Source organism: Paraburkholderia sp. BR14312, from assembly GCF_040948675.1.
GTDB lineage: Bacteria > Pseudomonadota > Gammaproteobacteria > Burkholderiales > Burkholderiaceae > Paraburkholderia > Paraburkholderia nodosa_A.
The window spans coordinates 673,041-692,040 of record NZ_JBFPKI010000001.1; the positions used below are offsets into that span (position 1 = coordinate 673,041).

The window sequence follows — 19,000 nt, forward strand, 5'->3', positions numbered from 1 at the left end:
GTCTGGAAAGCGGCGTGAGGCGCGCGCGAACGGCACGCCCCACACGTTTCATGCCTTCGTCATGCTTCGAGCGCGAGCGTCGCGAAGGTGGCGAGCCAGTGCTCGCCCATGTAGTCCCCAGCCACGTGGTCGAGCGCGCTGGCTAGATGCAATTGCGCGGCATCGTTGAGGACGGCCACGCGTGCGTCGCCGGCCGGCAGTGCGCGTGCAAGTGAGCGCTGACACCACGCGCGGCTCAGGTTGAGGCCGTCGAGGTGGGCGATCTTGCCGTCACTGCGGTCGGTCACGGTGGCCGGCGTGAAGAGCGTGACCGGCTCTTGCACCGCGAGGCTGGGCAAGAAGCGCGTGAACCACGGCTCGAAATCCTGTGCGCGCAACACTCGGCTCATCAGCAGGGCCACGCTCAGCGCGGGCGAGAGGAATTCGTCGCCGCCCGGCTCCCATGCCTGGCAGCCCGCGTCGTTCGCGTGCCAGCGCGTGGCGGTGTCTTCGATCAGCGTCGCCAGCGCCGGACGCGCTGTGGCTTTTGCGAAGTCGTACGCGAGCGTGAGCGCGAACGCCGTATTGAAGTGAGTGCCCACTCGCAGCGGATAGGTCGCCTTCGGCAGGAATTCCTCGAAACGCTCGACGAACCAGTCGGTGAGCGGCGCGAGCGCCGCCTTCCAGCGCGCGGCCTGCGGCAGCTTCATCGATTCGACCAGCGCGTCGACTTGCGCCGCGAGCGCGAGCAGCCATGCCCAGCCATAAGGGCGCTCGAAACCGCGATTGTGCGCGAGCGTGAGGTAGGCCATCTCGCCGGCCATCTTCTCCGGCGTGAAGTGTTCGTCGACCACGGCGACGATCTGCGGCCCCTCGGGCAAGTCGGGAAAGCGCTCGAGCAGATGCAGCACGAGCCAGTAGCCGTGCACGCACGAATGCCAGTCGTAGCTGCCGTAAAAGGCCGGGTGTAGCGCGCGCGGGCTCTGCACGTCCTGTGGGCCATCGAGCGAGTGGGTCAGCTTGTTCGGGTACTCGCGCGTGAGGTGGGCAAGCGCGAGCGAGGCGAACTTCGAGGCATGGGCGGCGGTGAGGTGTGTGGTCATCGTGAGCTCATCAGAACCGGAAAACGAAGGCGTACATCCAGCGTGTTGAGAAATCTATCACGGCAATTTATCGATAAATAGTCGATAAAGTCTTTGTAAGGGAAGTCCCTGGGCGATGGGCATCGCATGAAGGCGAATCAATGCCGCCGCGCTGGGGCGCGGCGTATGGCTGGGGTTGGCGGGCTTGGCAGTTAGTTGCAATCGCCGCGACGGACTGGAATCTCTGTTCAGCAGGATTCAGAGATCGAATGCGTGTTGATCGTTCGCCGCCTTCGGCGCGTCGTGGAACGACAACTCGGCGCCAATGCGCTCGCCGCTGCGCACGCGGCTGATGGCATGCCGGAGGTTCACGCGGTAGTAAGCGCTGCTGCCTTTGAATGGCCGCTGGGCCGTGGCGATGATCGCCGCGTCGCCCAAGCCGAGCGGAACGACCGTCGGGCGCGACTGCATGCGCGGACGCTGCTCGGTCAGCACGAGTTCGCCGCCCGTGAAGTCTTTCCCCGGCGCCGAGAGCAAGGCGACCATTTGCAGCGGAAATACATGCTCCCCTTCACTGCGTTGATGCAGCGCCAGATAGTCGTCGGTGCGGAGCTGGTTCAGATGCGACTGCGCCTGCGTTTGCCCCGCTCGACGGTTGCGCTCCAGAAATGCATCCAGCGCTGCAGGGTATCGATAAGGCATGCCAAGCATCTCGTTCCATCGATTGGCGATGGGCGCCAACTGGCGATAGAGGTCCGCACGCCATTGCGCCCACGGATGCGGCAGCGCGGCGCCGAAGTACAGTAGATCGCCACGACCGAGATCGAGCGAGTCGAGCGGAACGCGGCGCAACGCGGTCAATCTGCCGGCCTCGCGCGCGAGCATGCGGGCCTCGGCCGCGCCAGCTAGCCGAGGCAGTACCGCATACCCTTCGCTGTCCAGTTGCGCGGCGATTGCGCTCCAATCGAGCTTATCGAATGTGTTGGCGGCTGAACTCATAGACAAGGACATATTCGTTTCAAAATCCCGGGAGCGTTGCCGTCTGCGGAACCTCGCGCGCGGCCGCAATCGCCTTCTCGTGTTCGAGGAGCCAGCGCTTGCGATGCAAGCCCCACGCGTAGCCCTTCAACTCGCCGTTGCTGGCAATCACGCGATGGCACGGCACGACGATAGCGATGGGATTCGCGCCGTTGGCCGCGCCGATGTCGATCGCCGCGCGCGGGTCTTCGAATCCCAGCGCTTTTGCGAGCTTGCCGTAGCTGGTGGTGGTGCCGGCCGGAATGTGACGCAACGCCGCCCAGACCTTTTCTTCCAGGTCCGAGCCCGCCATGACGACCGGGAGAGCATCGAGCGCGTTCAATTCGCCCGAGAAATAGCGCGTCATGGCGTCGGCAATCGACGCCGGCGCGGCGGCGTCGATCAATTCGGCACCCCCGTAACGATCGCGCAGACCGCGATGCAGACGAGAGCGGTGATCGGCGAATTCGAGCGCATACAGCCGATGCTGCGCGTCGCTCACCAGCATGAGATCGCCAGGCGGCGACTCGATATGGCTGAGAAACAGTTGCATGATGCGGTCCTTCGCGTTTGGCGCGCTAACGTGAATCGTGAAAAATCAGGCCGACGGTATGACGCTTGCCGCTGCGCACGACGCTCACGCCGTGCCGCATCGCGACCCTGCGCGTGCCGCCACGCCGGTTCGCAGCCGGCCGCTGGTTGACGGTGAACAGCACCGCGTCGCCCTGGTCCAGCGGAATCACTTCGGCGCATTGACCGTTCGACGCGCTCTGCGTCATCACGAATTCGCCGCCCTCGAAATCGACGCCGGGGCGTGAGAGCAGCATCGCCACCTGCAGCGGAAACACATGCTCGCCGTACAAGTCCTGGTGCAGGCAGTTATAGTCGCCCGGGCCGTATTCGAGGATGAGCGGTGTCGGGCGCGTTTGCCCCGCGCGGTGGCATTGATCGAGAAACGCGTCGAGATCGGCCGGGTACTGCGTGTCGATCCCCAGTTGCTCGTTCCAGCGGTTCGCGATCGGCGCGAGGGACGGATAGAGCGCATGCCGCAAGCGCTGAAGCAGCGACGGCAGCGGATACGCGAAGTACTTGTACTCCCCGCGCCCGAAATTGTGGCGCGCCATGACGATGCGCGAGCGAAAGCCATCGTCCCTCGCGTAGAGGGCGGCGAGCTGTGCGCATTGTTCGGGCCTGAGCACGCGGGGCAGCACTGCGTAGCCGCGCATGTCGAGCGATCGCTCGATCTCGACCCAGTCATATGTTCCGGATTCCGGCTTCCCTGCCCGCATGGCCCCGGTACTCATCGCGTGTATCCCTCCTTTCGCAAGCGGCATTTTCGCCGATCTCCCATACAGACCAACGATACACCTACGCTCCGCGCGTTCCGATCCGAATGTTGCGCTCTAATTCGGCGCGCGCCACGGCGTGAATGCCACGCGAATGTCACGGCAAGAAACGGGTATTGACGAGGTTTGCCTGTCGATATCGTTCATTTCAGGCGCAGCAATCCTGCTTCGCCATGAATCGAGATCAACAAGGAGTCGAACATGTCGATGGAAGAGGACAACAAGGCGATCGTTGGCCGCTGGTTCACGCGCTTCTGGGGCGAAACCTGCGACCTCGGCGTCGTCGACGAGCTGGCCGCGCCGGACATGCTGCTCAAGTATTCGCTGCACGAGCCGCGCCGCGGACGCGAAGACATCAAGGCGTTCATGACCGGCTTTCGCGCCGCGTTCCCCAATCTGAACTTCTGGGGCGCGGCCGACTTGATCGCCGAAGGCGAGTACGTGGTGGGCCAGTGGGAAGGCGGCGGCACGCATTCGGGCCCGGCGTTCGGGGACTTTCTCGCGGGATCGTTGCCGGCGGCGAGCGGCCGCAAGATGCATTTCACCGGCACGACGGTGTTGCGCCTGAAAGACGGCAAGATCGTCGAGGAGATCGGACTCGACGACGGCGTAACGGCGCTCACGCAGCTCGGGCTCATCAAGCGCGTCTGATAGCGCGGCGAATGGAAGGTCTCACATAGGGAGTCGAATCATGTCACAGCTTGCTCCGCTCCTCGCCCTTCACGCGCTCGCGGCTCAACGCGGCGACGGGCTGCGGCCTGAACTGCTCGCACTGTTCCTGCGCCATGCGCATTCGCATGCCGGACTCAGCGCGGGCATCGATGCCCCGAGCGTGGAAGACGGTCAGGCGCCGCCGCAATGCGCCACGACGTTGGACTGCGCATCGAGCCAGACGGGAATGGCATCGAGCTTCGCTCCCGCGCACGGGCCTTCGACGCACTGCCCGTCTTCGAAGCGAAACAATGCGCTGTGATGCGCGCACATGATCACCTGGGCGCGATACGTTGGCACATGGCCGGGCTCGTAGTCGAGCGGCACCGAGAAGTGCGGGCAGCGGTTCGCGTACGCCCATACTTCGCCGGCACGCCGCACGACGACGACCGGCCGCCCCGCGAGCGCGGCGTCGATCACGCGCGCGCCCCCGTCGGGCACCTCGTCAAGGCAACACAGGCACACGGTCTGCATGGTTCACACTCTTTGCTCAGGATTGCCAAGATTCCAGTCCCACGGACGAATCTCTACGTGCTCGAACAACCCCGCCAACGTATAGGGATCGTCGCGCACGAAGCGCATCACGTCGTCGTATCCTTCCGCCTCGATCACGAGGAGCGTGCCGTTGAGCGCGTCGCAATGCGGCGCGAGCGTCGAGCCGCCCAACCGCACGAACACCCCACGCTGCGCGGCCGAGCGCAGATAGGTGCGATGCACCGCGCGCACGCGCTCGCGGACGTCGCGCATGCCGGGCTTGTCGGTGGCGAATACGGCGTAGTAGCGCGTGTGCGGTCTCATGCGCGCTCCAGCACGAAGTCGTAGCGCGCCTCGCGAAAGCCGCCCTCGAAGCCGAACTGCTGCGCGGCCGCCTCGCCCGCCGTGTGCTCGCGATAGTCGACGAGCAGCGAGGGCTTTACGCCGAACACAGCATCCGAATCCAGATACGGGTCGTTCTGGTTGAACAGGTGCGTCACGAGCGTGCTGTGGCTCGGCGCCGTGATCATGAAGTGCAGATGGGCGGGCCGCCACGGATGCCGCCCCGTGGCGTCGAGCATGCGGCCCACCGGGCCGTCGGTCGGAATGGGATAGCACACGGGCACGATGGTGCGGATCGCATAGCGGCCTTCGGCGTCGGTGCGATAACGGCCGCGCAGGTTGCCGTGCGGTTGCTCGGTGTCCTGCCCCGAGTACATGCCGTTGTCCGCCGTCTGCCACACGTCGAGCAAGGCGTTCGCGATTGGCTTGCCGTCGGTCGTCAGCACGCGGCCATGCACGAGGGCCGGCGTACCCGGCGTGAACGCCATGTTCTCGCCATAGGCGCGTTCCGGCATGCCTTCGATATAGAACGGGCCGAACACGGTCGTATCGGTCGCGCCGGAAGCGTAGCGGTGGTTGATCGCGTCGACGAGCATCGACACGCCCAGCGTGTCGGAAAGCAGGATGAATTCCTGGCGCACGACGTCGTCGCACATCTGGCCCGTCTCAGTCAAGAAGCGGATCGCGGCGAACCACTCCGCCTCTGTCGGCTCGACTTCGCGCACGTAGGCGTGCAGGTGCCGCACGAGGCTTTGCATCAGCGTGCGCAGGCGCGCGTCGGGTGTGTTCGCGAAGCGGCCCACGACCTGTTCCGTCAAGGCGCGTTCGGCCTCGGTGTCATGCATCGACATGGTTGTCTCCTTTCCTTCGTTTTGCGCGCCACGCTCGCGGCGTGGCACGGCCCGGCTAGCGCGGCGCCAAGCCTTCCCACGCGCGTTGCAGCAATGCGCGGATCGCCGCGCGCTCCAACGGTCGCGGATTGGGATAGGCATTCGTACACGCGAGATCGGCCGCTTCGTCGAGGCCCGCTTCGGGCATACCGATCTCCGCGAGCGAAAGCGCAATGCCAAGCGACTCGTTCAACGCGTAGAGCCGTGGCCCGGCTTCGTCCGCCTGCGCGCCGCCGAGCGCACGCGCCACGCGCTCGAGCGCGTGTGGCGCGGCCGCGTGGTTGTAGTGCGCCGTATGCGGCAGCATGACCGCATGCGTTTGCGCGTGCGGCAGGTTGAACGTGCCGCCGAGCGTGTGGCAGAGCTTGTGATGCAGCGCCATGCTCACCGCGCCAAGGGAAGTGCCCGCGAGCCATGCGCCATACAGCGCGCGACTGCGCATCGCCGCGTCGTCGGGGCGACGCACGACACCGGGCAGCGCCTCGCCCAACGCGCGAATCGATTCTTCGGCCATCAGGCTGATCACCGGGTTCGCGTCCTCTGCGTAGAGCGCCTCGACCGCGTGCGCGATGGCGTTCACTCCCGACGCCGCCGAAATGCCGGCCGGCAGCGAGACCGTGAGCGACGGGTCGTAGATCACGGTACGCGGCAGCACACGCAGGTCGCGCCCGGTCTTTTTCAGACGCCCTTCGGTGAGACCGTAGATGGGCGTCATCTCCGAGCCCGCATAGGTCGTGGGCACGGCGACGATCGGCAGCGCCGATTCGAGCGCGATGGCCTTGCCAAGGCCGATGGTCGAGCCGCCGCCCACGGCCACGCAGCACTGCGCGTCCAGCGCCGCCGCTTTCTCGCGTGCTGCCCGCGCGACCTCCACGGGCACGTGCATGACCGCTTCGGCATGGATGCCCGCGGCGCGCTCGCCGAGCAGGCGCGCGACTTCTTCAGCGAGCGGCCGCTGCTCGGGCGTCGAGAGGATCAACGCGCGGCGCGCGCCCAGCCGGTCCACTTCTTCAGGCAACCGCGCGAGGTTGCCCCAGCCGAACACCACGCGCGACGGCAAGCCCTGATAAACGAAGCGATCCATACGTGCCTCAACGCTTGAAGTGGGGCGGCACCTGGGCGTCCACGTTGACCCACACCGAGCGGGCCTCCGTGTAGTCGTGCATCGCCTCGAAGCCCATTTCGCTACCGTAGCCCGATTGACCGACGCCGCCGAACGGGCTGCCCGGATTCACGCGCTTGTAGCAGTTCACCCAGCACATGCCCGCGTGAATCTTGCCCGCGATGCTGTGCGCGCGAGAGAGGTCGCGCGTCCACAGGCCGCTGCCGAGACCGTAGTCGGTGCCGTTGGCAATCGCGAGCGCTTCTTCGTCGGAATTGAAGCGCAGCACGGTCACGAACGGGCCGAACACCTCTTCCTGCGCGATACGATCGTCCGGCGTCTTCGCCTCGATCACCGTGGGGCGCACGTAGTAGCCGTTGGCGAGCGCGGGGTCCTGCGGCGCCGTGCCGCCCGTGAGGACGCGCCCGCCCTGCTCGCGCGCCACGTCCACGAAGGCCTTCACGCGCTCCAGATGCTGCAGCGAAGTGAGCGGCCCCATTTCTGTTTCGGGGTCCAAAGGATTACCGATACGAATCGAAGCGGCGAGCGCCGCAAAGCGTTCGAGAAATTCGTCGGCGATACGCTCGTGCAGCACCAGACGGGAACCCGCAATGCACGCCTGCCCCTGGTTGTGGAAGATCGCCCAGGCCGCGCCGTTGATAGCGGCGTCGAGATTGGCGTCGTCGAACACGATATTGGCGCCCTTGCCGCCCAGTTCGAGCTGCACGCGCTTCAGGTTGCCCTTCGAGGCCTCCACGATGCGCCGCCCCGTCGCCGTCGAGCCAGTGAAGGCGATCTTGCCCACGCCCTCGTGTTCCGCAAGCCGCTGGCCGGCCGTATGTCCGTAGCCCGGCACGATGTTGACGACACCCGCGGGAAAGCCCACTTCCGCCATCAGCTCGACGATGCGCAGCGTGGAAAGCGGCGTGATTTCCGAGGGCTTCAGCACCACCGTGTTGCCGGCCGCGAGCGCTGGGCCCATCTTCCAGCTCGTGAACATGAGCGGGAAATTCCACGGCACGATCTGGCCCACCACGCCAATGGGCGCGCGCTGCACGTAGTTGAGAAAGCCCGTTTCGACCGGAATGACCGAGCCTTGCAGCTTGTCGGCCATGCCGCCGAAGTAGCGGAAGCACGCCGCCGTGCGCGGCACGTCCAGCGCGCGCGAATCGCGGATCGGGTGCCCCGTGTCGAGCGATTCCAGTTGCGCGAGTTCTTCGCCGTTCGCTTCGATGGCGTCGGCCAGACGCAGCAACAGGCGGCCGCGTTCGGCGGCCGGCATCGCCGCCCACTGCGGGAAGGCGCGCGTAGCGGCGGCCACGGCCAGATCGATGTCGGCGGCGGTGGCGGCGGCGATCTTCGTGATCAGCGAGCCGTCGTGCGGATTGAGCACGTCGATGGTGCCGCCCTCGACGGCGTCGACGAAGCGGCCGGCGATGAACAATTGCGTTTGCATGAGTAAATCCTCGGTTGATGCTTAAGGCTTGCTGTGTAGCTGCGAAGCTCGTTCAAAACTCGACCGGATACGGCTTGAGTTCGCCGCTCTCGTAGCGCTTGGGCAAACCCGCGGTCGCGTTCTCCCACACGAGCAGCATCGAGCGCTTGGTCGAATAGCCCTGGTGGCGGATATCGGCGGGCATGGCGCAAATGTCGCCCGCGCGCATGGTGATGCGTGCGCGCGGCGCGCCGGTGTTCTTGTCGCCGATGTCCCAGACGATCTCGTCGGAGAGCTGCAGGAACCACTCCACGCGGTCGTTGCCGTGGAAAACCGGCAGGATGTATTCCTCCGTGGTCGGGCAGAACAGGCTCTGGCCGCACACCGAAGTGACCGAGGGGTTCCATGTCACGTCCGAGCGCGAGAGGTACTTGAAGAGGTTGAACGCGTGCAGCTCGCCTTCGAAGCCGGGCTCGGCGTGCACTTCGGGGTTGTCCTGAGGCACGTCGGCGAAGGCGCGGTTCACCGGGAGGTCGTCGCGCAGCGGCGAGTCGCCTTCGAGGCCCGGCATGCGGCGCGTGGCGATGCGCGTACGCTCGATCGCGGCGTCGTTCTCGCCATGCTTGCGGCCGAATGCGGTGCCGGTTTCCTCGGGCGCGGCGAACGGGTCGAAGCCTTCGTTGGTCCAGTCGTGCAGGATCGCCTTGAAGGTCGCCATGATGGTGGGCGTTTCGAATGTCTCGATATAGTCCACGCCGGCGTCCTTCATGATGCCGTTGAACGAGCCCGCATATACGTCCACCTTGCCGTAGTGGTTGCGCGTGCCGAACACGTGGTCGAAGTTCACCCAGCCGTAGAAGAAGCCCCAGGCCACGTCGCGCATCATGGCGCGCAGGAAGGCGTCGGCGGGGATGGCGTGCGTGCGCGTCTGCCCTTTCGCGGGCCACAGCACTTTCACGAAGTACTCGTCGCGCGTGAATTCGAACGCGCCGAGCGTGTAGCGGCGATAGCCGGTCACGGCGTCGGGCTCGCTCGCGCGCACGGTGTCGGCGGCGAAGCCTGCGGAATGGTCGAGGGTATCGAGGGTGGCCATGTCGTGTCTCCAGTAGTCGAGTGTTCGGATAGCGCGTGTTGTCAGTGCAGGCAGATATCCGCCCACTTCTGCACGGACAGTTCACCGGCCATGGTCTGCACGAGCGCCACGCCAGCCCTCTGCGCGCTGAAGCGATACGCGCAGCCGGCCGGCAGCAGCGCTTGATGGCCGCGGCGCAACACCACGTGGCCCATCTTGCGGCCCGCGGGCTGCTCGCCCGCGTCGACCGTGCCCGTTCCGCCCGTGGGCGGCGTATCGAGCTTGATGAAGTCGATGCGCACTTCGCCATCCATCAGGATCGTGAACTCATCGTGTGCGCAGGCGAACCAGCGCGATTGCCCTTCCGTGCGCAGCACCTCGATCACGTAGTCGAGGTTCTTGCCGACCACGACTTTCTCGTAGGGCGCAGAGCTTGCGGCGACTTCGAAGACATTGGAGAAAACATAGTGGCGGGCGTCGCCGTTCGTGATTTCGATCTCGCCCTTGCGATACTGCTCGAGCGAGCCGAAGGCGGTGTGGAATGACGAATCGGTCATGGCTGTCTCCTGTTTTGGAAGGTTCGTTGGAATCCACTTTAGGAGCGCTGCGCGGCGGCAACAACCGGTGGCCAGGCAACTACGGCATTCGCGTTTCGCAAATAATCGCGGCAGGCGATCATTGCAGGCGCTAGCGCACCCAGCCGCGCTCGATCAGCGGCACGTCCCAGGCGGGCTCGGGGCCCAGATACTCGGCCAGAAACTCCACCAGCGCCTTCACTTTCAGGGCCTGGCGCTGTGTGGAAGGATATACGGCGGCAAAACTCAATGCCGATAAGTGGTAGTCGGTGAGGATCGGCACGAGCGAACCGTTTAGGAGCGCCTCGCTCGCCACGAGCGTAGGCAGGCACACCACGCCGCCGCCCGTGAGCGCGTAATCGCGCAGCAAGTGCACCGAGTTCGAGCGGATCATGCCGGGCAACTCCATCTCCACGACTTCGTCGCCGCGAGTCATCGTCCAGCGGTTGCGCGAGGGATAGCCCGAATAGAGCGCCGTGGTGTGCTGCAGCAATTCGCGCGGATGCTGCGGCGCACCATGCTCCTCCAGATAAGCGGGCGTGGCGCAAAAGAGCCGCCGCACCGAAAAGAGCCGCCGCTCGATCAGCGAATCGGAAATCGGCGGGAAGATCTGGAAAGCGACGTCGAAGCCTTCTTCGATCGGATCGACCACGCGGTCGTTGACGATCACGTCGAGCTGGATGCCGGGATAGCGGCGGTTGAACTCGGCAAGCGGCGCGCCGAAATGGCCCAGCGCGAAGCCCGGCAACATCTGGATGCGCAGCCTGCCAGTGGGCGTGGCGCGCAGCTCGCGCATCTGGTCGGTCAGCTCGTTCACACGCCCCACCACCTCCGCGCACTCACGATAAAACGCCTCGCCGACTTCGGAGAGGCGCACGTGCCGCGTGCTGCGATGAAAGAGCGGGGCGTTGACGAACTTCTCCAGTTGCTGGATACGATTCGTCACGACCGAACTGGTCACGCCGAGTTGCCGGGCCGCCTCCGCGAAACTGCTCGTTTCCGCCACGCGCACAAACGCTTCGATGCTCAGGAATCGGTCCATGCTCCTCTCTTCTTCTCGGGTTCGGGCCCTTCAAGTATAGGGCCCGCCTCCGGGCGCTCGCGCCGCTCTGCACGGGCGGCGCGCACGCTACTCGGCCTGCCCCGCTGCAGGCAAGGGCGCGCCGGGGGCAACGGGGGCGGCGGCCTCGCTGCGCCGCAGCTTGGCGGGCGCGGTTTCCTTGAGGAAGAGGCTCACGAGCACCCCGAGGAAGACCGCGCCGATCGGCAGCCACAAAATGTTCTGGATACCGAAATGCGCTGCCACGAATCCGGCGAGCGCGGGCGCCACGCCGCCGCCAAAGATTTCGCCCGCGCCCACCACGAGTCCGATCGAAGTCGAGACCATGCCGGCCGGCGCGGCTTCGGTGGCAACCGGTCCCGAGAGCAGCGAAACAAGGCCGAGCGTGAAGAACGACGCCGCGAACAGCACCGCGAAGAGCGCGAACGGCTGCGCACCGAGACCGCGAAACACGATCAGCATGACAGCAGTGCCCACGAAGCCGACGACGCTCGCGAGGCGCCGGCCCAACAGATCCGAAAGCCCCGGCAAGCCGAACTGTCCGACGAAACCGCCAAAGCCAATTGCCGAGGCCACCACGCCCATGCGCTGGGTGTCGAGCGAAAGGTACTGCGTGAGATAGAGCGGCAGCATGGCGCCGAGCACGAACACGCCCGTCATGGCGCAGAAGAGCGCGACCATCGCCACGGGAATGTTGCGGCTGCGAATCACGTCACGCCAGTGGCCGCGTTCGGCCTTCGCCACGGATGCGCCCGAATCAGGCGCAGGCGCGCCTTGCGGCTCACGGATCACGCGGTACATCAGCAAGCCGAGAATGAGGCCCGGCACCGAGACGAGTGCGAACACCCAGCGCCAGCTCATCACGCCCAGCAACTGCGTCGCGATGATCGGCGAAAGCGCGAGCCCGAACAGCGCGAAGCCGCTTTGCTGGAGTCCGAGATTGAAGCCGCGGCGCTTCGGATGCGAGGCATCGGCGGTGGCGGCGAAGCTGGTCGGGCAGAAAGAACCCTCCGCCACGCCCATCAGCGCGCGCACGGCCAGCAGGCTCGCGAAGCCGCCTGCGAGGCCCGAGAAGCCCGAGAGCAGCGAGAACGCGATGATCGCCGGGATCAGCACCTTGCGCCGCCCCACCTTGTCGGACATGCCGCCCATGACCGCCGCGAACACGCCCCACGAAAGGCCCAGGATACCGATGCAATTGCCGACATCCTGCGCATTGAGGTTGAGGTCTTTCATGATGGACGGGAACAGCGGCGCGATCAGCCAGCGGTCGAGGCCCACCAGGCCGAAGCCCAGTGCCAGCAGCGTCACGGCTTTCCATTCGTAGGCCGTGTCCCATGTGTTCGGTTTCATCTCTGTCTCCTTGGGCCGGCCGGATGCCGCGCCACTCGTTCATGGTCGAAAACGGGTGTGCGACGCGACGTGCGCCACTGCGCGGGACGCTATCGACATCGACGACGCAAAGATAGTCGCAAGCGCAGCGTGATCAGTACCGGATAACGCCCGAATACGTCATTCGCGGATCGCGAACAATCGGGCGCGCAAGGCCGCCGGGCACGGCAGACGGGACGCTGCGAGCAGGGCGCGCCACGCGCTGCATCGCGGCGCGCCCACCCCAGGACAATTACGGGTAGACGCTCGCTGGCGCGCCGGGCGGTAGGCTTTCAGCGCATGAGTTGACCGGGCCCGAGCGATCTGCAGGCCGCCGCCGCGCGGATCGCGGGGAAGATCCGCGAGGAATGAGTGCGGCGCTCACGCTTTGCGCAAGTGCTCGGTATGCATGTCGCTCAGACGGCTCAGCAGGATGCCGTAGCCGGTCAAATGCCCGAGATAGACGCTCGTGAACACGCCCGTTGCGGGCAGCGCTTCGACAAGCGCATGCAGTTCACCGCGAGTCAGCGGCTCCACGAGTAGACCTGGGCGCTCCACCCGAAGGTCGGCCTGCGAAGCTAGTTGCCGGTGCACGTCCACGAGGCGCGCGAGGCCGAGCCGGTATGCCTCTTTCCATTGCGTATCGAGCGCCTCGTATTGCGCGTTGAACGTATCGAGCGTTTCAAGAAAGCCGACGATCGAATCGAACAGCTCGTGGTAGCACGCGAACAGCGGCAGGCGATCCCGATTGCGCTTCAAATGCGCCGACACCCACGACTGCTCGAGATCGGACTTGAGGAGATCGTGCGCCTGCTTCAGATTGCTGCTCGACACGCGCAGCGCAGCCGTCGCCGATTTCAGTTTCGTGCGGTCCAGCGTTTTCGTTGCAACCTCGGTGAGCAAGGCTTCGGCCTGTGCGTTGCCGTCGTTCACGAGCGTATTCGCCCAGAAGCCGTGATCGGGCGGAAAGGCAACCTGCTGGATGATGAAACCGAGCAGCATGCCGAGCACCACGCCGATCAGGCGCTGCTCCAGCAGCGGTATGTGCTCGCCCGTGTAGAGCACGAGCGTCATCGGCACGGTGATGCTCGTCATCTGGAACACCGAAGGCCGCATGCGCACGATCGTGAAGATCACGAGCGGCAGCAGGATCACGCCCAGCCACAAATGCGGCGCGGTCAGCCAGATCAGCAGCGTGCCGATCGGCATCGCGACTAGATTCGACATCACGCGCTTGTGGAAGTATCCGCGCGCCGCCGAGATGGAACTGCCGAGCGCGAGTGTGAGCATCGCCGAGCCGGAAAGCGCGACCGCCGCCTCGGGATACCCGCACGCGTACGGCACGCCGAATCCGATCCACATGCCGAGCGTGAGTTTCGTGTATTTCGCGAGTTCGGAGAGGGAAAAGCGTGCGAGCGCACGGCGAAACGGCGTGAGCGGTTTGTGGGCGTAGGAGATGGTGGCCATGGATGCCGTCGGTCGTTTCAGGCGGAGCGCCAATGTTAACGCGATTGACGCGACTGTTCCGGCACTCAGTCCACCTCAGACGATTCCGGAGCATTTTTCCACCCCGGATTTTTTTCCGATTTGTAAGACCAAACGTCGGCACTTTGTGCGGATGCCGGCCAGTGTTGGCTTTGCGGGCCGCGCTGCGCAAGGCGCATTCCTTGCGAATTATTTTCAATTTCTTTCGCGTTTTGTTCCTTTACCGTCACGTGCAACGGATGAAGTTCGCATTACGAACCCACTTTTGCGAACGTCTCCGCATCCCTCAAGCACTGGGGTCTGCCCATGACGACAACAACGAAGGTCTCCATTTGCCTGCCGACGTACAACCGGCCTGAACTGCTGGTTCGCTGCATCGAATCGTGCCTCATGCAAACGCATGCGAACATCGAGATCGTGATCGGCGACGACTCGAGCGACGATCGCACGCAGCAGCTGATCGCCTCGCGTTACGGAGACGACCCGCGCATCGCCTACCGGCGCAACGTGCCGGCGCTCGGCCAGGCGCCCAACGTGGCCAGCCTTTTCGAGCGGGCGAGCGGAGACAAGATCCTCCTGATCCACGACGACGACTATCTGCTCGTGCACTGCATCGAGAAGCTGCTTGCGCAGTGGGAGCGTTATCCGGATCTGGAAGTCGCGTTCGGCGATCAATACGAAACCGATCACGACGGGCGCATCATGCACGCGGCCAGCGAACGCATGAACATCGCGTATCACCGTACGGCCAGCGCCGCGGGACTGCAACACCCGCCGGGCCGCGTGGGCATCGTGCAGATGTTCCCCAACAACGGCTGGCTTGCCAATGCGGCGCTCGTCAAGCGCATCGGCTACGACGACCGCTACGGCACCTGCTGCGATTACGTGTTCGGCACGCGCCTGTGCCTCGCGGCAAAACGGGTGTGCTACGTGAACGAATACGTTTCGTGCTATCGCATCACAGACGTTTCGGTGTCCCAGGCGACGCGCACGAGCATCAATGCCTCGTCGATCTCGGCGTGGCGTTTTCTCAACAGCCTCACGTTGCCGCCCGAACTCGAACCGGCGCGCAAGCTCGCCATGCGCCGGCTCGTGCCGATCGTGGTCTCGCTGCTCGCGCGCAATCGCGAGGCGCGCGCCGGGTTGCAGCTCGCACTCTGCAATCTCTACGCGTACCGCTTCGGCTTCAGCCCGCGACTCTACTACCACCTGCTGATGATCTGGAAAGCCACGCGGCGGCCCGGCGCGGAGCCCGTCGCCCTGTTAGGCATGAAGGACGAGCAGGTCGTGGATACGTCCCGAACGCGCATGCCGTAGCAGACACATCACGCCGTGAACGGGGCTGCAGGTCTTGGGTGCACCTTTCGTGACGGGCTCGCAGTCGTCCGTCTCGTTGGAATACGCGCACATGGCGTTGGCGAGCGCACCTGTACATGGCGTCTCCTTGCCGGACCGGTAGTCGATTGGAATGCCTTTTAGTGTCGACAGTTGGATTCAGCATATGGCGAATTCCCGCCTTTCTCCGAGACCTTCTCGCGACCGTGTTGACATCTCCGTAACCGCCCTGCGATTTCGAGAGCGAAGCGGGCGGCGGATTTGTTACACTCCGCGGCGCTGCGCCCGGTCGCGGCGCCCCGGTGGAAAGAAAGCGCATGGATGAAGACGTCGGCGTACTGGCCGCCCTGGAAACGGGCGAGCAGTCGAGCGTCGCCGAGATCGTCTACCGAGTGGCGCGCGGCATCATCGAAGGCCGGCTCGTCCCGGCGACGACCCGAATTCGGTCGATCTCGCCAAACGCTTCGGTGTGAGCCCTACGCCCGTGTGTGAGGCGCTTTTCGCGCTCACGCGCGAAGGCCTCGTCGACCGGTCGCCGCGCCGCCGCCCGCCGCCTGCGCTGAGCAAGCGCCCTCGCTGCGCCCCTTTTTTATTAACGCGGACACCGCGGCGAACGGGGCCTGCCGCCCTCCCCGCCAGGCTTGCCGAAAGGCCGGGGATACAACATACTTGACGATTCGACCGAATTCCTTCCGTATTCTCGTTCTACCGGGTTCTTTCTCATCATGAGCACAATTCTTGAAAGCCTTCCGACCGGCCAAAAGGTCGGTATCGCCTTCTCCGGCGGCCTCGACACCAGCGCCGCGCTGCATTGGATGAAGCTCAAGGGCGCCGTGCCTTACGCCTATACGGCGAACCTGGGCCAGCCCGACGAAGACGACTACGATTCGATCCCGCGCCGCGCGACCGAATACGGCGCCGCCGGTGCACGCCTGATCGACTGCCGCGCGCAACTCGTGGCGGAAGGCATCGCCGCCCTGCAATGCGGCGCGTTCCACATCTCGACGGCCGGCGTCACGTACTTCAATACGACCCCGATCGGCCGCGCTGTGACGGGCACGATGCTCGTGGCGGCGATGAAGGAAGACGGCGTCAACATCTGGGGCGACGGTTCGACCTACAAGGGCAACGACATCGAGCGCTTCTACCGCTATGGCCTGCTCGTCAATCCGGACCTGAAGATCTACAAGCCGTGGCTCGACCAGCAGTTCATCGACGAACTGGGCGGCCGCTCCGAAATGTCGGAGTTCATGCGCCAGTCGGGCTTCGAATACAAGATGTCGGCCGAGAAGGCCTATTCGACGGACTCGAATCTGCTCGGCGCAACGCACGAAGCGAAGGACCTCGAAAGCCTGGAAAGCGGCATCAAGATCGTGAACCCGATCATGGGCGTGGCGTTCTGGCGCGACGACGTCAAGATCGACCGCGAAGAAGTGACGATCCGCTTCGAGGAAGGCCAGCCGGTCGCGCTGAACGGCCAGACTTTCCCGAACGCCGTGGAACTGCTGCTCGAGGCGAACCGCATCGGCGGCCGTCACGGTCTGGGCATGAGCGACCAGATCGAAAACCGCATCATCGAGGCGAAGAGCCGCGGCATCTACGAAGCCCCGGGTCTGGCGCTGCTTCACATCGCGTATGAGCGCCTCGTGACGGGCATCCACAACGAAGACACCATCGAGCAGTACCGCGAAAACGGCCGCCGCCTGGGCCGCCTGCTGTACCAGGGCCGCTGGTTCGACCCGCAGGCCATCATGCTGCGTGAGACGGCCCAGCACTGGGTGGCGCGCGCCATCACCGGCGAAGTGAAGATCGAACTGCGCCGCGGCAACGACTACTCGATCCTCAGCACGAAGTCGGACAACCTCACGTATCAGCCGGAGCGTCTGTCGATGGAGAAGGTCGCCTCGACGTTCTCGCCGCGCGACCGTATCGGCCAGCTGACGATGCGCAACCTCGACATCACCGACACGCGCGAGAAGCTGCGTGTGTACTCGAAGGTCGGTCTGCTCGCACCGGGTGCGGCTTATACGCTGCCGCAGCTGAACGACGAGAAGAAGTAAGGCGTCGTCGCTCAAGGAAGAAAGGGAAGGCACTGGGCCTTCCCTTTTTTTATGTCTGCGCGGATTTGCGACTGGCGTTCGAGTTACCCACAGATTTTGTTGGCAAGCTTGTGGAGAACACCTGGGACGAGTGCCCTAACTCGTTGATCGACTGGATGTTTTCCGCCACGTGAGCGCGGAAGGCAGTGACGGACTGCGAGGCCAGGCTGAAATACGCCCACCGACATATCAGCCGTCAAGCGTATTGCAGACACTCACTGCGCGGCAAGTTGCTTCATCTTCCCGTAGACGAATTGCCCGAAATACCACGACAGATCGGAATGGTTGAGGATGTTCCCGTCGGAGAGCGCCCCCGCCTCGAGCTTCAGGCGGCGCAGCATGAGCTTGCCGGCCTGCGAGGCGATGTAGAGCCGCACCAGCTCCTTGCGGGTCTTCTCGTCGGCCGATTCGAAGTGCTCGCGGCCTCGCTTGACCTCCTCGTTGCGCTGCGAGCGCGCCTCTTCGTCGCGCGCCGCGATGCTCTGCTTCACCGCCGTGGTCGCGACCGTCCTGGCGGTCTCCTGAGCCGTCGCAGCCACGGCCAGCTCGCCCTGGATCGCCACCATCTTGCGCTCGGCCTCCGAGACCTGCCAGTTGTGGCTCAACGCCTTCATCAGATAGCCCGCAGGGCTCTTGGTCACCTTGCCCTGGTTGAGCCGGAAACGCGTGTATTCGATGGCCTGCTGGATGCGCTCGTCGGTCCAGCTCATGCGATGCTCCGCGATCACGTCGAACTGCTTGTTGGAGAGGCCGAACTCCTCCTTGAGCGTGAGCAGCAGGTCGTGCGCGTCGGGCTGCCGCGAAAGCAGCGCGGCGACCGTGTCCTTGCGCTTCATCCGGAAGCGGATCTTGTTGATTTTGCGCGAGGTTTCCGAGTCGGCCCGGGTTTCGTAGCTGAGGTCGATGTCGGATAGCTCGTTGATCTGGCGCACCGCCGGATCGAGATACTTGGGCCGGAAATGCTTGAACTCCGACGCGCTCGTACCGAGTTTGCCGGGCCAGCGCCGCATGACGTCGAGCTCGATCCAGTCGGTCAAGCCGGCCGCCACGAAGGGCAACACATAGTCGTAGATCGCGCGCGCGTAGGTCTGCGAGAACGACGCCGTGATGCACAGGTTCAGCCAGTGATGCTTGTCGGGCCCGGTGATGTGGCGCAGCATGAGCGGCGGAATGCGGAACTGGATGCGCCCCTTGCCGATCTTGACGCTGCCCATCAGTTGCTCGGAAATCCACTGGTCGTCTTCGCTGGGCGCGCGGTCGGGCGGCGTGTCGGTCACCTCGATCAGCACGCGCTGCGCTTCCTTGATGACGCTCTGCAAATGGCGCACGTTGCGGCTCTCATAACGCATGAGCCACTTGAAGTAATTCAGGTCGACGTCGTAGATATCGCGCGGCGCGGGTTCCTGGGCGGCAATGAAATAGGCGGCGTCGATGAAACGGCGCGAAGAAAGCCCAAGCCCATTGATGGCGACGAACACGTTGTTGCGCTGAAAACCGATCTCCCGCGTGCTCTCATTGATCGGCTGGCCGGACATCTCCTCAAAGAGACCCAGCGACATCTGCAGTGTTGTAGTCCTTCGCCCGCTCTCCTCCGACATACGCACGCTCTCCCCGTCGACATTGGC

The 19,000-nt window shown here is 64.7% G+C and carries 21 protein-coding genes; 6 read left to right on the forward strand and 15 right to left on the reverse strand.

Annotated features, from left to right (window positions below):
* Positions 1-59: 59 nt before the first annotated feature.
* From AB3X98_RS03000 to AB3X98_RS03015, 4 genes are all read right to left on the reverse strand, one after another.
* Positions 60-1,082, reverse strand: coding sequence for a DUF2891 domain-containing protein (locus AB3X98_RS03000; RefSeq protein WP_368606565.1), 1,023 nt, complete (start codon positions 1,080-1,082; stop codon positions 60-62).
* A gap of 237 nt (positions 1,083-1,319) precedes the next feature.
* Entirely contained in the window at positions 1,320-2,060 is a 741-nt protein-coding gene (locus AB3X98_RS03005) for a 2OG-Fe(II) oxygenase (RefSeq protein WP_368606570.1), read from the reverse strand.
* A 19-nt stretch (positions 2,061-2,079) separates the two neighbouring features.
* Positions 2,080-2,631 carry a methylated-DNA--[protein]-cysteine S-methyltransferase gene (locus AB3X98_RS03010; RefSeq protein WP_368606564.1) on the reverse strand — a complete coding sequence of 184 codons (552 nt, stop codon included), beginning with the start codon at positions 2,629-2,631 and terminating at the stop codon, positions 2,080-2,082.
* 25 nt (positions 2,632-2,656) lie between these two features.
* Positions 2,657-3,382, reverse strand: coding sequence for a 2OG-Fe(II) oxygenase (locus tag AB3X98_RS03015; RefSeq protein ID WP_368606563.1), 726 nt, complete (start codon positions 3,380-3,382; stop codon positions 2,657-2,659).
* Positions 3,383-3,625: 243 nt separating this feature from the next.
* On the opposite strand from AB3X98_RS03015, the gene AB3X98_RS03020 reads away from it, so the two are divergent.
* Positions 3,626-4,075: an ester cyclase gene (locus AB3X98_RS03020; RefSeq protein ID WP_368606562.1), complete on the forward strand. Its 450-nt coding sequence runs from the start codon at positions 3,626-3,628 to the stop codon at positions 4,073-4,075.
* A 192-nt stretch (positions 4,076-4,267) separates the two neighbouring features.
* On the opposite strand, the gene AB3X98_RS03025 is transcribed toward AB3X98_RS03020, so the two are convergent.
* The 10 genes from AB3X98_RS03025 to AB3X98_RS03070 all read right to left on the reverse strand — a co-directional run bounded on the left by AB3X98_RS03025 (position 4,268) and on the right by AB3X98_RS03070 (position 13,923).
* Positions 4,268-4,609, reverse strand: coding sequence for a Rieske 2Fe-2S domain-containing protein (locus AB3X98_RS03025; RefSeq protein ID WP_069262974.1), 342 nt, complete (start codon positions 4,607-4,609; stop codon positions 4,268-4,270).
* Between the two features lie 3 nt (positions 4,610-4,612).
* On the reverse strand, positions 4,613-4,933 hold the full coding sequence (locus tag AB3X98_RS03030) for a YciI family protein (protein ID WP_069262975.1): 321 nt from the start codon (positions 4,931-4,933) through the stop codon (positions 4,613-4,615).
* The gene (locus AB3X98_RS03035) at positions 4,930-5,802 is read right to left on the reverse strand and encodes an intradiol ring-cleavage dioxygenase (protein WP_368606561.1); all 873 of its coding nucleotides are present in this window, start codon (positions 5,800-5,802) and stop codon (positions 4,930-4,932) included. Before AB3X98_RS03035 ends, AB3X98_RS03030 begins: the two co-directional genes overlap by 4 nt.
* 55 nt (positions 5,803-5,857) lie before the next feature.
* Entirely contained in the window at positions 5,858-6,925 is a 1,068-nt protein-coding gene (locus AB3X98_RS03040; RefSeq protein WP_368610210.1) for a maleylacetate reductase, read from the reverse strand.
* A gap of 7 nt (positions 6,926-6,932) precedes the next feature.
* Positions 6,933-8,399, reverse strand: coding sequence for an aldehyde dehydrogenase family protein (locus AB3X98_RS03045; RefSeq protein WP_368606559.1), 1,467 nt, complete (start codon positions 8,397-8,399; stop codon positions 6,933-6,935).
* A 52-nt stretch (positions 8,400-8,451) separates the two neighbouring features.
* A complete protein-coding gene (locus tag AB3X98_RS03050; protein ID WP_069262979.1) occupies positions 8,452-9,471 on the reverse strand; it encodes a hydroxyquinol 1,2-dioxygenase in 1,020 nt (339 codons plus the stop codon).
* 41 nt (positions 9,472-9,512) lie between these two features.
* Positions 9,513-10,007: a hydroxyquinol 1,2-dioxygenase gene (locus AB3X98_RS03055; protein WP_368606558.1), complete on the reverse strand. Its 495-nt coding sequence runs from the start codon at positions 10,005-10,007 to the stop codon at positions 9,513-9,515.
* A 130-nt stretch (positions 10,008-10,137) separates the two neighbouring features.
* Positions 10,138-11,067: a LysR family transcriptional regulator gene (locus AB3X98_RS03060; RefSeq protein WP_069262981.1), complete on the reverse strand. Its 930-nt coding sequence runs from the start codon at positions 11,065-11,067 to the stop codon at positions 10,138-10,140.
* An 87-nt stretch (positions 11,068-11,154) separates the two neighbouring features.
* Entirely contained in the window at positions 11,155-12,438 is a 1,284-nt protein-coding gene (locus AB3X98_RS03065) for an MFS transporter (RefSeq protein WP_368606557.1), read from the reverse strand.
* Positions 12,439-12,837: 399 nt separating this feature from the next.
* Positions 12,838-13,923 (reverse strand): FUSC family protein, encoded by a 1,086-nt coding sequence (locus AB3X98_RS03070; RefSeq protein WP_368606556.1) that lies wholly within the window; start codon positions 13,921-13,923, stop codon positions 12,838-12,840.
* Here AB3X98_RS03070 and AB3X98_RS03075 point away from each other — a divergent pair.
* The 5 genes from AB3X98_RS03075 to argG all read left to right on the forward strand — a co-directional run bounded on the left by AB3X98_RS03075 (position 13,922) and on the right by argG (position 17,336).
* Entirely contained in the window at positions 13,922-14,251 is a 330-nt protein-coding gene (locus tag AB3X98_RS03075; protein WP_368606555.1) for a hypothetical protein, read from the forward strand. The two genes, AB3X98_RS03070 and AB3X98_RS03075, sit on opposite strands and share 2 nt — an antisense overlap.
* Positions 14,248-15,258, forward strand: a complete 1,011-nt coding sequence (locus AB3X98_RS03080; RefSeq protein ID WP_342949367.1) for a glycosyltransferase family 2 protein — start codon at positions 14,248-14,250, stop codon at positions 15,256-15,258. Before AB3X98_RS03075 ends, AB3X98_RS03080 begins: the two co-directional genes overlap by 4 nt.
* Before the next feature lie 335 nt (positions 15,259-15,593).
* Positions 15,594-15,749: a hypothetical protein gene (locus tag AB3X98_RS03085; protein ID WP_368606554.1), complete on the forward strand. Its 156-nt coding sequence runs from the start codon at positions 15,594-15,596 to the stop codon at positions 15,747-15,749.
* Positions 15,750-15,760: 11 nt separating this feature from the next.
* Positions 15,761-15,949 (forward strand): hypothetical protein, encoded by a 189-nt coding sequence (locus AB3X98_RS03090; RefSeq protein WP_368610221.1) that lies wholly within the window; start codon positions 15,761-15,763, stop codon positions 15,947-15,949.
* Positions 15,950-16,001: 52 nt separating this feature from the next.
* Positions 16,002-17,336: an argininosuccinate synthase gene (gene argG / locus AB3X98_RS03095; protein ID WP_069263475.1), complete on the forward strand. Its 1,335-nt coding sequence runs from the start codon at positions 16,002-16,004 to the stop codon at positions 17,334-17,336.
* A 254-nt stretch (positions 17,337-17,590) separates the two neighbouring features.
* On the opposite strand, the gene AB3X98_RS03100 is transcribed toward argG, so the two are convergent.
* Positions 17,591-18,973: a replication initiation protein gene (locus tag AB3X98_RS03100; RefSeq protein WP_368610211.1), complete on the reverse strand. Its 1,383-nt coding sequence runs from the start codon at positions 18,971-18,973 to the stop codon at positions 17,591-17,593.
* Between the last annotated feature and the right edge of the window lie 27 nt (positions 18,974-19,000).

Coding starts and splice junctions, on each gene's coding strand:
- AB3X98_RS03000 (WP_368606565.1), bottom strand. CDS start 1,082: ATGACCACACACCTCACCGCCGCCCATGCCTCGAAGTTCGCCTCGCTC.
- AB3X98_RS03005 (WP_368606570.1), bottom strand. CDS start 2,060: ATGAGTTCAGCCGCCAACACATTCGATAAGCTCGATTGGAGCGCAATC.
- AB3X98_RS03010 (WP_368606564.1), bottom strand. CDS start 2,631: ATGCAACTGTTTCTCAGCCATATCGAGTCGCCGCCTGGCGATCTCATG.
- AB3X98_RS03015 (WP_368606563.1), bottom strand. CDS start 3,382: ATGAGTACCGGGGCCATGCGGGCAGGGAAGCCGGAATCCGGAACATAT.
- AB3X98_RS03020 (WP_368606562.1), top strand. CDS start 3,626: ATGTCGATGGAAGAGGACAACAAGGCGATCGTTGGCCGCTGGTTCACG.
- AB3X98_RS03025 (WP_069262974.1), bottom strand. CDS start 4,609: ATGCAGACCGTGTGCCTGTGTTGCCTTGACGAGGTGCCCGACGGGGGC.
- AB3X98_RS03030 (WP_069262975.1), bottom strand. CDS start 4,933: ATGAGACCGCACACGCGCTACTACGCCGTATTCGCCACCGACAAGCCC.
- AB3X98_RS03035 (WP_368606561.1), bottom strand. CDS start 5,802: ATGTCGATGCATGACACCGAGGCCGAACGCGCCTTGACGGAACAGGTC.
- AB3X98_RS03040 (WP_368610210.1), bottom strand. CDS start 6,925: ATGGATCGCTTCGTTTATCAGGGCTTGCCGTCGCGCGTGGTGTTCGGC.
- AB3X98_RS03045 (WP_368606559.1), bottom strand. CDS start 8,399: ATGCAAACGCAATTGTTCATCGCCGGCCGCTTCGTCGACGCCGTCGAG.
- AB3X98_RS03050 (WP_069262979.1), bottom strand. CDS start 9,471: ATGGCCACCCTCGATACCCTCGACCATTCCGCAGGCTTCGCCGCCGAC.
- AB3X98_RS03055 (WP_368606558.1), bottom strand. CDS start 10,007: ATGACCGATTCGTCATTCCACACCGCCTTCGGCTCGCTCGAGCAGTAT.
- AB3X98_RS03060 (WP_069262981.1), bottom strand. CDS start 11,067: ATGGACCGATTCCTGAGCATCGAAGCGTTTGTGCGCGTGGCGGAAACG.
- AB3X98_RS03065 (WP_368606557.1), bottom strand. CDS start 12,438: ATGAAACCGAACACATGGGACACGGCCTACGAATGGAAAGCCGTGACG.
- AB3X98_RS03075 (WP_368606555.1), top strand. CDS start 13,922: ATGGATGCCGTCGGTCGTTTCAGGCGGAGCGCCAATGTTAACGCGATT.
- AB3X98_RS03070 (WP_368606556.1), bottom strand. CDS start 13,923: ATGGCCACCATCTCCTACGCCCACAAACCGCTCACGCCGTTTCGCCGT.
- AB3X98_RS03080 (WP_342949367.1), top strand. CDS start 14,248: ATGACGACAACAACGAAGGTCTCCATTTGCCTGCCGACGTACAACCGG.
- AB3X98_RS03085 (WP_368606554.1), top strand. CDS start 15,594: ATGGATGAAGACGTCGGCGTACTGGCCGCCCTGGAAACGGGCGAGCAG.
- argG (WP_069263475.1), top strand. CDS start 16,002: ATGAGCACAATTCTTGAAAGCCTTCCGACCGGCCAAAAGGTCGGTATC.
- AB3X98_RS03100 (WP_368610211.1), bottom strand. CDS start 18,973: ATGTCGGAGGAGAGCGGGCGAAGGACTACAACACTGCAGATGTCGCTG.